Below are 15806 nucleotides of genomic sequence, written 5' to 3'. Positions count from 1 at the left end.
CGGTAACTTCCGTCTGAGCGACGAACGAGCGGCTGGGGCCGCTGCGACGACGCGCGTCGGTTGCCCTTGGGCGCCCGGCCGGCGCGTGTGTCGGACGTTCGCGCGCGTGCCGCTCGTGAAGGTTGCCCCCGCCCGTCGAACGCGGCGCCGGATGGGGGAATAAATGAAGTCCAATATCGTTTCACGGGCCGCGCTGGCCCTTTCGCTTGCCATCGCATCGCCGGCTCTGGCCGACGAAGGGGAAGGCGACAGCATCGTCGTCACCGGCACCAGCCTGGAAGAGACGCTGCCGCAGCAGCTGTCGCGCTATGGCCATGCCATCGAGATCGTCACCGACACGCAGATCCGCGATGCCGCCGCGATCGACACCGCCCGCGCGCTCGAAGCGGTGCCGGGCCTGTTCATCCGGTCGCAGTCCGGGCCGTTCAGCTATGTCGACATCGCGCTGCAGGGTTCGCGCACCAAGGATGTGCTGTGGACGATGGACGGCATCCGCCTCAACAACCGCCTCTATGGCGGCACGTCGCCCAACGACACCATGGCCGCCAGCATGATCGAGCGGATCGAGGTGCTGAAAGGGGGCGAAAGCCTGTTCTACGGCACCCAGGCCGCGGCCGGCGTGATCAATGTCGTCACCCGCGATTTCAGCGACGATCTGGGCGGCCAGGTCAATGCCAGCCTCGACAGCTTTGCCGGGACCAGCCTGGACGGCTATGTTCGCGGCGCGATCGGCCAGCATCGCTTCGTGGTCTGGGCCAATCGCAGCCAGTCGGACGGCTATCGTCCCTATGACGTGATGCAGCCCAGCGCGACCGATCGCGCGCGCGGCTATGATCTCTGGTCGGCGGGCATCAAATATCAATATGATATCGCGTCGGACCTGCGCCTGAACGCCCTCTACCAGCATACCAAGGCCGATCTCGACAATATCAGCGCGACGCGGACCAAGGAAAGCCGCAACGACCGCAATGAGGAAGTGGCCAGCCTGCGGCTCGACTATACCGGCGAGGATGGGGTGCAATTCTTCCTCAAGGGCTATTTCCACGACTGGAAGACCGCCTATGTCCAGATCCGAAACCCCGTGCCCGCCGGCCCGCCGCAGGTCATCTATCCGGCCGGCACCTTCTGGGGCTATCAGGATTATGGCGGCAGCGCGGTGGTGCAGCTCAACATGCTGCGCGGCATCGACACGCTGATCGGCTATGATTTCCAGAGCTTCAACGGCCGCGACGACGTCCTGCTGATCGCGCCGACCGATGAACAGGTCCATGCCGGCATCTTCCAGCTGCGCACCAATGACGAATTGTCGAGCAAGGCGCGGATCGCCGCGGGCCTGCGCTACAACAAGGCGAAGGGATCGGAAAAGACGATCTGGAACGTGTCGGGCCGCTATGATGTCAGCGACGCGCTGTTCGTGGAGGCCAATGGCGGCACCTCCTTCGTGCTGCCCGACGCCTCGCAGCTTTATGGCAATGATCCCTGTTGCGAGGTCGGCAACCCGAACCTGAAGCCCGAGGAGAGCCTGAACCTCAACGCCGCGCTGGGCGGCGCGCTGGCCGGCGGAGCGATCCGGTGGAAAGCGACCTATTTCAACCGGCGCATCACCGACCTGATCGACACGACCTATGATGATCCGGCCTTTCCCGACGGCACCTATATCAACGTTCGCGACAAGGTGCGGGCCAGGGGTGCCGAGCTGGAGCTGAACGCCGACCTGAGCGGCGGTTGGGGTCTGTCTGCCAGCTACACATATTCGCGTGTTCGCAATCAGGGCAGTTCGGTGCAGCGCGATCGCAACCCGGAACAATATGGCCGCGCCGCGATCGTCTATGCGCCGCAGACCGGCCGCTTCGGCGCCAATCTGTCGGCCAATTGGGTGGGCGATGTCTGGTCGACCGCATCGGGCTTTGGCCGGATGAACTATGGCAATTATGCCGTGGTCGATGCGGGCGCCCATCTGTGGCTGGACCAGGCGCGGCGCAACCGGTTCGGCATCAATGTCGAAAATCTGTTCGACCGGGATTATGCCACGACCGGCTACCGCTCGGCGGTCAGCGATGCGGGCGTATTGGACGGCAGCAACAGCCGCTTCCTCTATTTCTACCGGGGCGTGCCGCGCACGCTGCGGGTCAGCTATGGCCTGAGCTTCTGACCATGTTGCGGCCGGTCCTGCTGCTGCATCGCTGGCTGGGCATCCTCATCGGCGCCGTCATGACGCTGTGGTGCCTGTCCGGCTTCGTGATGCTTTATGTCGACTATCCGCGCCTGACACCGGCCGCGCAGCTTGGGGGGCTCACGCCCCTCACCCTGTCGGCCGGGCAAGCGGGCACACTGCCCGACACCATGATGCTGTCCGCCGCCCGGATCGAGATGATGGCGGGGCGGCCTGTATTGCGCGTGACGCCCGCGCTCGATCCGACGCGGACCATCCCGCAGATGCGGGTATCCGCCGGCACCCATGACTGGGCGTCGGGGAAACCGGTCGAGCAGGTCGATCCGCAAAATATCCACAGGATCGCGACCGAGTTCGGCCGCAACAGCGCCATTGCCGGCCCGCCGGAGCGGGTCGCCCGGACCGAGATGGACCAGTGGACGGTCCAGACCTTTCGCCGCAACGCGCCGCTCTATCGTGTCGATTATGCCGATGCGGCGGGCACGCAGGCCTATGTCTCGGGCAAGAGTGGGGAGGTGGTGCAGCTGACTACCCGCTTCCAGCGCTTCTGGGGCTGGCTCGGCGCGGTGCCGCACTGGCTCTATCCCACGATCCTGCGGCAGGATGGCGCGCTGTGGAGCCAGGTCGTCATCTGGACCTCGCTGATCGGCTGCTTCCTGACGATCACCGGCCTGTGGGTCGGCATCGCCCGGCTGCGCCGTCGCCGCGACGGCAGCATCGGATCGCCCTATCGCGGCCTGTGGTGGTGGCATCATATGGCCGGGCTGTTCTTCGGCATAGTGACGCTGACCTGGGTGGCGAGTGGGCTGCTGTCGATGAACCCCTGGGGCCTGCTGGACAGCGAGGCGATGATGATCCAGCGCCAGCGGCTGAACGGTGACTTCGCCTGGGGCGATGCGCGCCGGGCGATCGCGGCGCTGCCGGCCTTGCCGCAGGGAAGCGTCCGGCTGGAGGTGGTGCCCGTTGCCGGTGCCGTTCATCTGGTGGCGATCGATCGGGCGGGCAAGGCGCAGCGCTTCGACGCTGCCGGACGATCCGCTGCTTTGTCCGAAGCGGGCCTGCGCGCGGCGCTCCAGGATGGACCGTCGATCGGCTCGATCGTCCTGCTGCGGCAGGAAGACGCCTATTATTATGGCCATAAGGCCAGCGTCGCCCTGCCGGTGTGGCGCGTCATCCTGGCCGATGACCAGGCGACCCGCCTCTATGTCGATCCCGCGTCGGGCCGCCTGATCCGCGCCTTCGACCGCAATGGCCGCGCCTTCCGCTGGCTGCAGGACGGGCTGCACCGGCTCGACTTCCCGCTGCTGCGCACCCGTCCCTGGTGGGATCTGATCGTCCTGCCGCTGCTCGCCATGGTCACGCTCGTTTGCGGGACGGGGACATGGATGGGCCTTTCCAAGCTGCGGCGCGACCTGCGCCGTGTCCGCAATCGCCGGCGGCGCGCCTGCGCCGTGCGGCCCCTGATCGGAGAAACCGCATGACCGCCACCCCTTTGCAGGCGTCGCTTCGGCGACGCAGCGTGCCGCTGATCGCGGCGCTCGTCCTTGCCAATCTGGCCGTCTGGGGCTGGGCCTTCGCCCTGTTCGGCGACCGACCGGTGATGATGGGCACGGCCCTGCTCGCCTGGGGCCTTGGCCTGCGCCATGCGGTCGATGCCGATCATATCGCCGCGATCGACAATGTGACGCGCAAGCTGATGCAGGACGGGCAGCGGCCGCTGACCGTGGGCCTGTGGTTCGCGATCGGCCATAGCGCGATCGTGCTGATCGCCGCGCTGGGCCTCGCCTATGCGGTCAGTGCGCTGGCCGGGCTGGAGCGGTTCCGCGCTGCCGGCGGCGTGGTGGCGACGCTGATTTCCGCCACCTTCCTGTTCGCCATCGCGATCATGAACCTCGTGATCCTGCGCCAGGTCTGGGCGACCTTCCGCCGGGTGCAGGCGGGCGGCAGCTATGTCGAGGCGGATCTCGACATGTTGACCGGCGGGCGCGGGCCGCTATCGCGCCTGTTCCGTCCGGTCTTCCGCCTGATCTCGCGCCCCTGGCAGATGGCGCCGCTCGGCTTCCTCTTTGGCCTGGGCTTCGACACCGCGACCGAAGTGGCGATATTGGGCCTGTCCGCCGCGCAGGCGAGCGACGGTTTCGCGCTCGGCCCGGTGCTGGTCCTGCCCCTGCTGTTCGCGGCCGGCATGGCGCTGGTCGATACGGTCGACGGCATGCTGATGATGGGCGCCTATCAATGGGCGTTCGTGAAGCCGCTGCGCAAGCTCTACTATAATATCGTCATCACCGCTTTGTCGGCGGCGGTGGCGATCGGCATCGGCACGATCGAGACGCTGGCGCTGCTCGGCGACAAGCTGGGCCTCTCCGGCGGCATCTGGGATGTCGCCGCCACGCTGGGCGAGCATTTCAACGATCTGGGCTTCGCGATCATCGGCCTGTTCATCGCCTGCTGGATCGCCAGCGCGCTCTTCTATCGCTGGAAGGGCTATGACGCGATCGAACTGACCCCGGCGGGCGAGGTGCGGGCTTAACTCAAACCGTTCGCTTCGAGCCTGTCGAGAAGCCTATGCGCAGCGTTTCTCGACAAGCTCGAAACGAACGGGGGAGGAGTAGTGGTCCGGCTCAGCCTTCGCGCGCGACCTGGAAGCCGGCGAAGGACTGGCTCACCGGCATCAGTTCCAGCGTGTTGATGTTGAGATGCGCGGGCTGGTTCGCGACCCAGAGCAGGGTGGCGGCGATGTCATCCGCGGTCATCGGATTGGCATTGCCGTAAAGCGTGTCGGACGCCTGCTGGCTGCCGGTGCGGACCAGGGTGAATTCGGTCTCGACCATGCCCGGTTCGATCGAGGTGACGCGCACGCCGGTGCCGTGCAGGTCCGACCGCAGGCCGAGCGAAAATTGGCGCACGAACGCCTTGGTGCCGCCATAGACATTGCCGCCGGTGTAGGGATAGGTCGCCGCCACCGAGCTCAGATTGATGATCCCGCCCTTGCGCGCGACCAGACCGGGCAACAGCTTGTGGGTGACGGTGACGAGGCCGGTGATGTTGGTCTCGATCATCTGCTGCCACTGGGCGAGGTCGGCCGACTGGGCTGGCGCGGTGCCGAGCGCCAGGCCGGCATTGTTGACCAGCATGTCGATGCCACGAAAGCCTTCGGGCAGGCTGGCCAGCGCCGCGTCGATCGCGGCTTCGTCGCGCATGTCGAATATCAGCGGGCAGAAGGCGTCGCCGATTTCGGCGGCCAGCTTTTCCAGCCGATCGGCGCGGCGGCCGGTGCCGATCACCTGCCAGCCATCGGCGGCAAAGGCGCGGACGGCGGCTTCGCCAATGCCGGCGGTGGCGCCGGTGATGAGGACGGTCTTGGTCATGGGGCGCTCCTGTCTTTTGTCGTCAGCCCAATAGCGAGGTCAGGCTGCCCCGCCCAGCGCCTTCACCAGCGCGACGCTGGCGCGCATCCGCTGGGTCTGCGCGATCAGCACCGCGCGCTGGGCGTCGAGCGCATCGGTCTGGGCGGTCACCACCTCCAGATAGTCCGACGCGCCATCGCGATAGCGGGTCAGTGCCAGATCGCTGGTGCGCTGGGCGGCGTCGGCGGCGCTGCGCTGATGGCCGATCTGGTCGGACAGGTGATGATTGGCGGCAACCGCATCCTCGACCTGGCGGAAAGCGGTCAGCACCGTGTCGCGATAGCCGGCGGCCAGTTCCTCATATTCGGCGCGCGACATCTTCACCTGTGCGCGGCGCTTGCCGCCGTCGAACAGGTTGAGCAGCGCCGATGCCGGACCCAGGCCCCAGAAGCTGTTGGGCGCGCTGAACAGGTCGCCATGGGTGGTTTCCCAGCCGCCGGTCAGGCCCAGCGTCAGCGTCGGGAAGAATGCCGCCTTGGCGACGCCGATGCGCGCATTGGCGGCGAACATGCGCCGTTCGGCCGCCGCGATGTCGGGGCGACGCTCCAGCAGTTGCGAGGGGGCGCCGGTCGGCACGTCCGGCGCGGCAAGCGGCTGGGTGCGGGCGGCGATGCTGAAGTCCGACGCGATCGCGCCGACCAGTGCGGCGATCTCATGCTCGGTCGCGGCGCGTTCATTGGCGATGGCGGAGATGTCCGCCTTCGCATTGTCCAGCACCGTCTTGGCGCGATTGACGTCGATGCCCGACGACACGCCCCCCTTGTGGCGCCGGTCGGTCAGGTCATAGGCCTTGCCGAAGGCTTCGACCGTCTGGTGCAGCAACTCCGCCTGCGCATCCAGCCCGCGCAGCCGCGCATAGGCATCGGCGACGGCGGCCTGCAGGCTGAGCCGGGCGGAGGCGAGGTCGGCATTGCTGGCGTCGGCGTCGGCCCGCGCCGCCTTCACGCTGTTGCGGATGCGGCCCCACAGGTCGAGTTCATAGTCGAGGCTACCGCCCACCACATAGTCATTATAGGTGACGGCGCTGCCATTGCCCTGGAATCGGTTGCCCGACACGCGGCGGCGGCTGGCATCGGCGCCGGCACTGATCTGCGGGAACAGGTCGGCATTTTCCACCCGCGCGGCGGCGCGCGCCTGGTCATAGCGGGCCAGCGCGGCGGCCAGCGTGGGGCTGGCCTGCTCGGCGCGGGATTCCAGGTCATTGAGGACGGGATCGTTGAACGCCTCCCACCAGTTGCCGCGCGGCGTGGCGTCGGCCGGCTGGGCGGCGGTCCAGCCCGCCACTTCCTTATATTCGGCGGGGGCGCTGGTCTGGGGCGGCTGATAGGCCGGCGCCATCGAGCAACCGGCCAGCAAGACCGCCGCCAATGTCACGCCCGCGCCGCCGATCCGGCGGTCAGCGCGCATGCGTCGCGCCCTTTCCGCCGGCGGGCGCCGACGCCTGCACCTTCACCATGTCGCCGGTGCGGATCGCGTCCGGCGGGGTGTCGACGATCCGGTCATTGGGGCTGAGGCCACTGGCGATCTGCACCGTGGCGCCCTCGTCACGGGCGATGGCGACCGGCTTCATGGTGATGCGATTGTCAGCACCCACCACGGCGACGCTCGGGCCGTTGTTGCTGTAGAGGATCGCGCTGCCCGGCAGGGTCATGCCATTGCCCTGGCCGGCACCGACCTTGAAGCTGACCTGGGCGAAGGCGCCGGGCTTCAGCGCGCCGTCGGGATTTTCCGCCTGCAACTGCACCAGCACCGCGCCGGACTGCGCATCGACCGCGCCCGAGCTGCTGGTCAGCGTCGCGTTGAAGCTGCGGCCGGGATATTCGGGCAGGGTCAGGGTCGCGCCCATGCCCGGACGGACCGAAGCCGAATAGCCCTGTGGCACGCGGACATAGATGCGCATGCGATGGATGTCGGACACGGTGAACAAAGGCTGGGCGGCGGCATTGCCGGACACCACCAGCGCGCCGATTTGGGCCGATCGGCTGGTGACGACGCCGTCGAACGGCGCGGCGAGGCGGGTGAAGCCCTGCTGGGCCTTCAGCCGCTTGACGTTGGCGAGTGCCGCGTTGGAAAAGGCGGTGCGGGCGGCAAGATCGCCGGCCTTCTCATCGGCTTCCTGACGCGAGACGGCGTCCTGCGCTAGCATCGCGCTCCAGCGCTTCGAGGTGGTTTCGGCGAGGCGCTGGTTGGCGAGCGCGGTCTGATAATCGGCCTGCGCGGCGGCGACCTGCTGGTCGAGATCGGGCGCGTCGAGGATCGCGAGCGGCTGGCCTGCGCGCACCCGGTCGCCGATATCGGCCAGCCAGCGGCGGACATAGCCATTGGTGCGGGCATAGATGGCGGCGCTGTTATAGGCCTGCACATTGCCGGGCAGGACCAGGTCGTTGCCCTCGCCATTCATCGTTGGCTTCACGACCGCGACGGTCGGCACCGATGCGTCGGCGGCGGTTTCGCGCAGTTCGTTGGTGGCGCTGATGCGCGAAGCGACGCCCACGCCGACCACGGCGAGCGCGACCACCGCCGCGCCGATGCCGATCTTCTTCAGCGTGCCGCTGTCGGGGCCGGCCTGCTCGGGATTTTCGATGCTGTTATGGTCAGACATGGCTCGGCTGCATTTCCATGTTGTTGGCCTTCGCAGCCTTGCGGCTATGGACGAAGGCGAAGACGGTGGGGACGAAGAAGAGGGTGGCGATGGTGGCGCAGATCAGGCCGCCGACGACGGCGCGGCCCAGCGGGGCATTCTGTTCGCCGCCTTCGCCCAGGCCCAGGGCCATCGGGCCCATGCCGATGATCATGGCAAGCGCGGTCATCAACACCGGGCGGAAGCGGACCATGCCGGCTTCCAGCGCGGCCTTGGTCGCGTCCCCCAATTCGGCGAGCCGTTCGCGGGCGAAGCTGACGACCAGGATCGAGTTGGCCGTCGCCACGCCCATGCACATGATCGCGCCGGTCAGCGCCGGCACCGACAGGGTGGTGCCGGTCATGAACAGCATCCAGATGATGCCGGCCAGCGCCGCGGGCAGGGCGGTGATGATGACGAACGGATCGACCCAGCTCTGGAAGTTGACGACGATCAGCAGGTAGATGAGCACGATCGCGCCGGCGAGGCCGAAGCCAAGGCCCGAGAAGGCGGTGTTCATCGTCGCATATTGGCCGCGAATGGTGATGGTGGCGCCCTTGGGCTCCTCCGCCTTCAGCGACTTGATCGCCCGATCGATATCGCCCGCCACCGCGCCCAGGTCACGGCCCTGCGTGGTGGCGAAGATGTCGAGCACCGGCGCGATATTATAGTGCGACACGACCGGCACGGTGTTGGAGCGGACGATGGTGGCCAGGCCGCCCAGCGGCTGCACCGCACTGGCGCCCGCACCCGACACCGGGACGTTGGACAGGTCGCTCATCGACCCGACCAGATATTCAGGGGCCTGCGCGACGACCGGATATTGGACGCCATTCTGCGGGTTCACGAAGAAGACCGGCGCGGTCTGCGAGGTGCCGGCCAGCGAGCTGGCAAGGCTGGTGGTCACGTCACGTTCGGTCAGGCCATATTGGCCGACGCGCGAGCGATCGACATCGACGTCCAGCTGCGGCGCACGGCCGGGCTGCTGGATGCGGGCGTCGGCCAGGCCCGGAATGGTCGTGATCTTCGCGAGCAGCTTCTGCGCATAGGCGCGGTTCGCCTCCGCATCCTTGCCCGCGATCTGGATGTCGATCGGCGCGGGCGCGCCGAAGTTCAGGATCTGGCTGGTGATGTCGGCGGGCAGGAAGGCGAAGGTCGTGCCGGGGAAGCGGCGCGGCAGTTCACGGCGCAGCTGCGAGACGAACTCGTCGGTCGGACGATGCCCCTTGTTGAGCGCGATCAGCATGTCGCCGTCCTGCGGACCGATGGTGCCACTATTGTTGTAGACGGTGTTGATGGAGCTGACCGGCAGGCCGATATTGTCGGTGATCGATCCCAGCTGGTCGGCCGGGATGATCTTGCGCACTTCGCGTCCGATCTGGTCGAAGCGGGCGGCCGTATCCTCGATCCGGGCGCCGACCGGCACGCGGATATGCATGGCGATCTGGCCGGAATCGACCGAGGGGAAGAAGTTGCTGCCCAGGAACGGCAGCAGGCCGAAGGACAGCACCACCACGGCCATGAAGCCGATCAGGAAGGGCTTGCGGGCGCCCAGCGCGCGGTAAAGCATCCCGACATAGGAGGTGCGGACCTTCTCGAACCGATATTCAAAACCGCGCTGGAAACGGACGAGCGGGTTCCTGGACGTCGCGGTGCCGGCCAGATGCTCGTCCTCGTCACCGACATGGTGCGGTTTCAGCAGATACATCGCCATGGTCGGCACCAGCGTGCGCGACAGGATGAAGGACGCGATCATCGCGAACACCACCGACAGCGCCATCGGCACGAACAGGAAGCCGGCGACGCCGGGCAGGAAGAACATCGGCACGAACACGATGCAGATGCAGAGCAGCGAGACGAAGGCGGGCGTCACGATCTGTGCAGCGCCGTCCAGGATCGCCTCGATCACGCCCTTGCCCTGTTCCAGGTGCCAGTTGATATTCTCGATCGTTACCGTCGCGTCGTCGACCAGGATGCCGACCGCCAGCGCGAGGCCGCCCAGCGTCATGACGTTGAGGGTCTGGCCGAACATCGCCAGCGCCGCGATCGCCGCCAGGATGGCGAGCGGGATCGAGAGCGCGATGATGACGGTCGAGCGCCAGCTGCCCAGGAACAGCAGGATCATCAGCGAGGTGAGCGCGGCGGCGATCGCGCCTTCATGGATGACGCCCTCGACCGCGGCCTTCACGAACAGCGACTGGTCGCCGATCGGCAGGATCTTGAGTGTGTCGGGCAGGGTGGCCGAAATCTTCGGCAGCGCCTGCTTAACCCCGTCGACGATGGCGAGGGTGGAGGTGCTGCCATTTTTCAGCACGGTCAGCAGCGCCGAACGGCTGCCTTCCACATGGACGATATTCTGCTGCGGACCGGCGCCATCGCGGACATAGGCGACATCGCGCATATAGATGGTCGCGCCGTTCACCACCTTGACCGGCAGGTCGTTGAGCGCGGCGATCGATTCCGGCGCATTGTTCAGGCGGACGCTATATTGGGTCGCGCCGATCTTGACGAAGCCGGCCGGGTTGATCTGGTTCTGCGCGGCGATGGCGTTGCCGACATCCTGTGCCGACAGCCCCTTGGACTGGAGCGCCAGCGGGTTGAGGTCGATCTGCACCTGACGCTGCTTGCCGCCCGAGGGGAAAGGCATGGCGAGGCCGGGGATGGTCACCAGCTGCGGCCGGATCTGGTTCTGGCCCAGATCGAACAATTGCTGTTCCGACAGGCCCTTGCCGGACAAAGCGAGCTGCAGGATCGGCACCGTCGACGCGCTATAGTTCAGGATCAGCGGCGGGGTGACGCCCGGCGGCATCTGGCGTAGCACGGTTTGCGAGATCGACGTCACCTGCGCGGTGGCGGTGCGGATGTCGGCGCCGGGCTGGAAATAGATCTTGATGACGCCAATGCCCTGCAGCGACTGGCTTTCAATATGTTCGATGTCGTTGACCGTGGTGGTCAGCACGCGCTCATAAGGGCCGACGATGCGGCCCGACATGTCCTCGGGCGACAGGCCGGCATATTGGAAGGCGACCGCGATCACCGGGATGCGGATATTGGGGAACATGTCGACCGGGGTGCGTGCGGCGGACAGGATGCCCACGATCGCGATCAGGATCGCCATGACAATGAAGGTCAGCGGGCGATGCAGGGCAACCTTGACGATACCGATCATTCACGACTCCCGGCGCATCTCCCGGCGGAACGATGCCGGGGTGCGAAAATTTGGCGCCTCTCCAGAAGGAATGCCCTTATTTTACGGGTTCTGCGGCCGGGTTGCCAGAGCGGCATGGCGGCATGAGCCTATGAACGGCATTCATGAATGTGACGGCAATCCGCTGGTCGGCCGCGATATGACACGCGCAGCGGGATCGGGGGCGAATCCGCGCACAATGCCATGGGACGATGAGGACCACCGCCACATCCGCGATGGGCCATGCGCCCTTGGACATTCTGCGTCTAATATATAATATGGCATAATCGATATTTCTAACGAATGGATCAATGGATCTCCGCCATCTCCGCTATTTCCTGACTGTTGCCGAGGAAATGCATTTCGGCCGCGCCGCGCTGCGCCTGGGCATATCGCAACCGCCACTCAGCCAGCAGATCCGGGCGCTGGAGGAGGAACTGGGCGTGCGCCTGTTCGACCGCACCAGCCGCCGTGTCCGCCTGACCGAAGCGGGGCGGTTGTTCGAGCCGGAGGCGCGGGCGACATTGGTGCAGGCGGATCGCGCCAGCCAGACCGCGCGCCGGGCGCAGCGTGGCGAGATCGGCCATCTGGGGCTGGGCTTCACCGCGTCCGGCCCGTTCGTGCCGCAGATCGCCAGCGCCCTCTATCGCTTTCGCCAGACTTATCCGCAGGTCGAACTGATCCTGCGCGAACAGGGGCGCGACGAGCAGATCGAGAATGTGCGCAACCATCAGCTCGACATCGGCCTGGTGCGCGATTTCCTGCCGCCGGTGCTGCCCGAGGACATGGTGTCGCACTGCCTGTTGACCGAGGATATGCTGCTCGCATTGCGCGACGATCATCCGCTGGCACTGCGCAAAGAAGATCCCAGCATCACCGACCTCGCCGGCGAGCCGCTGGTCCTTTATGGCGCGCCCAATGGCGCGGGCTTTACCGAGCATTTCTTCGCCCAGTGCGAGGCGGCGGGCTTCGTGCCGCGGATCGCGCATGAGGCGCGCAGCCTGGCGACCTTGCTGGGCCTCGTCTCCGCCGGGTTCGGCCCGACCGTGATCGCGCGGTCGATGGCGCGGCTGCATGTGGACAATGTCGTCAACCGCCGCTTCACCTCGCCCGTCACCAGTTCGCTATGGATGATCCATCATCGCACTTTGTCGCCCCCGGCCGAGGCGTTCCGTACGACCGTGCTGGAGGACAGCCCGGCGCGCTGACATGACTCAGGGCGTCGGGGTGGCACCATCCTGCGCGAACCAGGGTCCGGCCAGCCTCGCGGGCGTCGGCCAGATTTCGTCCAGCGTCGCTGGATCATAGATCCGGCCATTTTTCATAACGGCGCCGATCTTCTGCGCATTGGCGATATCGGCCAGCGGATCGGCGTCCAGGATCAGCAGGTCGGCAAACTTGCCCGGCGCCAGGCTGCCGACATCATCGCTATGGCCGATCACCTCGGCCGACCCGATCGTCGCGGCCTTCAGCGCTTCCATCGGTGTCGCGCCGCCAGCGGCAAAGGCCTGCAACTCCCACTGATAGCCCAGCCCCTGAATCTCGCCATGGCTGCCAAGGCCAACCAGGCCGCCGGCGCGCTGGATCTGCACCGCGTCTGCCGCGATTTGCTGCCAGCTCTGCGCCTCGGGCGGCATCCAGTGGCGGTTGCGCAACTTGTCGCTGACGATCCCCGCCGGCACGAAATGGGTCCATTTCGCGTCGTCCTGCGGCCGCTTGTTGATGATGAAGTCGAACAGCGCCGGGGTGGTGCCATAGGCGACCAGGATGGTCGGCGTGTAGCTGGTGCGGCTCTGCGCGAACAGGCGGACGATATCCTCGCGCAGCGGCGACACCGGGATGCTGTGCTCATTGCCGGACAAGCCATCGATCGCGTGGGTCAGGTTCAGCACCATGTCGCTCGCGCCTTCGGTCGTGGGCATCATGCCCAGTTCCGCCGCTGCCTCGACCATGAACTGGCGCTGGGCCCGGTCGCCGATCATGTAGCTCTTGATGTTCCGGGTGCGATAATGGTCGCGATAACGGGTGAGGACGTCGACCGCATCCTGCTTGCTGTGGATTTCCGCATTCACGAACACGCCCGGCCCTGTCGACCAGGCGCGCGGCCCCCGCATCATGCCGGCATCGATCATGTCCTGATAGGCGAAGATGTCGGTGGTGAAGGGCTGCGGGTCGAGCGCCGACGTGACACCGAAGGCGAGATTGGCAGCAAAGTCCCAATGGCCGCGTTCCTGGATGCCGCGCCGTATCTCGAACCAATGGGCATGGGTGTCGACGAAGCCGGGGACGATATATTTGCCGCCGACATCGCGGATCGTCGCGCCCTGCGGCACGGCGACCGATCCGCTGGCGCCGACCGCGACGATACGATTGTCGGTGATGACGATGTCGGCATTGCGGATCACATCCTGCCCGCCCGCCATCGGCATGACGGTCGCGCCGCGCAGCACGACGCTGCCGCGGGGCACATCGCGCGGCAACTCGACCGGCAATGCGAAGCTCTGCGCCACCGCCTCGGCCGTGCCCGGCGCAGCAGACAGCGCCTGATCGGTCGGCAACCGGCGGAAGGTCGATCCGACCGACCAGGTGACGGTCGCGCCCCTGTCGGCCCAGTCGATGAAGTCGGCGCCGACCCGTGTCAGCTTGCGTCGCGCCACCGCCGGCGTGTCGAGATTGACGGTCGCCGGCTCGCCGCCATTGGCCGGCGGGATATCCACCAGATAGGCTTGGCTGAACGACTTGATGAGCGCGCGGCTGCCGTCCGGGCTGATCCGCACGTCCTCGACCGGCGCCGGGCCGGGGAAATATTGGCCCAGCCCATGGGCCAGCACGCGCAGCAGCGGCTGCGGATCGCCCCCCGCCAGCGGCACCGACGACAAGCCGCCGGCGCCATAGAAATAGAGGGTGTCACTTTCGCTGCCGAACTGCGGCTGGCGCGCGCCCATGGCATGGGTGATCAGCCGCGCCGCGCCGCCGCCGACGGGCATGTGGATGATGTCGGTCGGGCGCGCGGGATCGATCTCCGACGCGGTGCGCAGCCGGTCATATTGGTTCGCGCGCAACGCCACCACGCCCTTGCCGTCGGGGGTGAAGACCGGCTGGCTGTAAAAGGCCGGGATCTGCGTCAGCCGGCGCGGCGTGCCGCCCGTAGCCGGGATCGTCCAGACATGGCCGCCCTCCTTGGCGGTCCAGCTGACATAGGCGATGCTCTTGCCGTCGGGCGACCAGCTCGGCTGGAAGGCATCGGCCGCGACCAGCTGTCTGGGTGTCATGTTCGCTGTCAGCTTCTGGACATAGAGGCCGCCCAAAGCGGTGAAGGCGACGCTGCCGCCGTCGGGCGACTGGCGCGGCGCCTGCACCACGCGGACGCGAACCGGGCCGGTCTCTTCCGTCTGCCGCACACGAGTCAGCGGGCCGAGGCCCAGTTGCACCGGCGCGGTGAAGGGGATGTCGCTGATCTTGCCCGATGCAATGTCGAGCCGCCTGATCCCGCCGCCGACGCTCATCAACATCGCCTTGTCACCCGGCATGAAGCTGAAGCGCGGCAGCAGGTCGGCATAATAGCCGCCATCCTGGCCGTCCCGGTCGATCGGGAAGGCGATCCACCTGTCCTCGCCGGTCTCCAGATTGCGCAGGCGCAGTCCGTCCTTCTGACCCTGCCGGCTGGCATAGGCGAGCAGCTTGCCGTCATGCGACAGCGCCGGGCGCATCGCGCCCCCGGCCGACTGGATGATCGTCTCGTCCTGCCCGCTCTTGAGGTCGCGGCGCGCGATCGACCAGTTGGGCAGGTCATTCTCGGTCCAGGTATGGCCGCGCTTGGTCGCATAATAGAGATAGCGGCCATCGGGCGTCGCGACCGCGCCCATGGCGTTCATCTTCGCGTCCCAATTGTCGGGCGATCCCGCCTTGGTGATCTGGATGCCGCTGCCGCCATCGCGGTCATACATGAACAGCTCGAACGCCAGGATCGAATGGACCGTGCGCGAGACATAGACAGAGCGGCCATCGGGCGACCAGGCGGGCGAGGAATAGATGGCGAGCGACTGGTCCTGCGACAGCTGTTTGAGGCCGGTGCCATCGACATTGGCGATCCAGAGATTGGTGACGCCCGACCGGTCGGAGAGGAAAGCGAACTGCTTGCCGTCGGGCGAGAAGACCGGATTGCGCTCGAACGCCATGCCGGTCAGCAGCGGCCGCGCCGCGCCCCCGCCGGCGTCCAGCGCATAGATGTCGCCCAATAGGTCGAACAGGATCGTCTTGCCGTCCGGCGACATGTCGGGCTGCATCCAGGTCGCCTGATGCGCGTCATAGCGCAGCGTCCGGGTGGGCGTCAGGCTCAGCCCCTTGCTGTCCTGCGCCAGCGTGGGATGGGCACAAAGCAGGGACGCACCCAGCAGCAGGGAGGCAAGAGAACGCATT

Annotated in this window: 9 protein-coding genes; 4 read left to right on the top strand and 5 right to left on the bottom strand. The window is 66.8% G+C overall.

What is annotated here, in order from left to right; all coding sequences use genetic code 11:
* Positions 1-163 precede the first annotated feature (163 nt).
* The 3 genes from HH800_RS17820 to HH800_RS17810 are packed head-to-tail and all read left to right on the top strand — an operon-like array spanning position 164 to position 4703.
* A complete protein-coding gene (locus HH800_RS17820) occupies positions 164-2152 on the top strand; it encodes a TonB-dependent receptor plug domain-containing protein (protein WP_169861908.1) in 1989 nt (662 codons plus the stop codon).
* Between the two features lie 2 nt (positions 2153-2154).
* On the top strand, positions 2155-3654 hold the full coding sequence (locus tag HH800_RS17815) for a peptidase (protein ID WP_169861907.1): 1500 nt from the start codon (positions 2155-2157) through the stop codon (positions 3652-3654).
* Positions 3651-4703 (top strand): HoxN/HupN/NixA family nickel/cobalt transporter, encoded by a 1053-nt coding sequence (locus tag HH800_RS17810; RefSeq protein WP_169861906.1) that lies wholly within the window; start codon positions 3651-3653, stop codon positions 4701-4703. The genes HH800_RS17815 and HH800_RS17810 overlap by 4 nt, the downstream gene beginning before the upstream one ends.
* Before the next feature lie 91 nt (positions 4704-4794).
* Here HH800_RS17810 and HH800_RS17805 read toward each other — a convergent pair whose 3' ends face one another.
* Genes HH800_RS17805 through HH800_RS17790 form a run of 4 tightly spaced genes read right to left on the bottom strand, consistent with a single transcriptional unit; the run spans position 4795 to position 11369 of the window.
* Positions 4795-5541 (bottom strand): SDR family NAD(P)-dependent oxidoreductase, encoded by a 747-nt coding sequence (locus tag HH800_RS17805; RefSeq protein ID WP_169861905.1) that lies wholly within the window; start codon positions 5539-5541, stop codon positions 4795-4797.
* A 39-nt stretch (positions 5542-5580) separates the two neighbouring features.
* Entirely contained in the window at positions 5581-6987 is a 1407-nt protein-coding gene (locus HH800_RS17800) for an efflux transporter outer membrane subunit (RefSeq protein ID WP_169861904.1), read from the bottom strand.
* On the bottom strand, positions 6977-8182 hold the full coding sequence (locus HH800_RS17795; protein WP_169861903.1) for an efflux RND transporter periplasmic adaptor subunit: 1206 nt from the start codon (positions 8180-8182) through the stop codon (positions 6977-6979). Before HH800_RS17795 ends, HH800_RS17800 begins: the two co-directional genes overlap by 11 nt.
* Positions 8175-11369 (bottom strand): efflux RND transporter permease subunit, encoded by a 3195-nt coding sequence (locus HH800_RS17790; RefSeq protein ID WP_169861902.1) that lies wholly within the window; start codon positions 11367-11369, stop codon positions 8175-8177. The genes HH800_RS17795 and HH800_RS17790 overlap by 8 nt, the downstream gene beginning before the upstream one ends.
* Before the next feature lie 329 nt (positions 11370-11698).
* Here HH800_RS17790 and HH800_RS17785 point away from each other — a divergent pair, with 329 nt between their 5' ends.
* Positions 11699-12595, top strand: a complete 897-nt coding sequence (locus HH800_RS17785; RefSeq protein WP_169861901.1) for a LysR substrate-binding domain-containing protein — start codon at positions 11699-11701, stop codon at positions 12593-12595.
* Positions 12596-12601: 6 nt separating this feature from the next.
* On the opposite strand, the gene HH800_RS17780 is transcribed toward HH800_RS17785, so the two are convergent.
* Positions 12602-15805 carry an amidohydrolase family protein gene (locus HH800_RS17780; RefSeq protein ID WP_169861900.1) on the bottom strand — a complete coding sequence of 1068 codons (3204 nt, stop codon included), beginning with the start codon at positions 15803-15805 and terminating at the stop codon, positions 12602-12604.
* Position 15806 lies beyond the last annotated feature (1 nt).

The sequence above is a fragment of the Sphingobium yanoikuyae genome (assembly GCF_013001025.1).
In the GTDB taxonomy this organism is placed as follows: Bacteria; Pseudomonadota; Alphaproteobacteria; order Sphingomonadales; family Sphingomonadaceae; genus Sphingobium; species Sphingobium yanoikuyae_A.
Note: the sequence above shows the minus strand (reverse complement) of the source record. Positions and strands in the feature narration are given on the sequence as shown.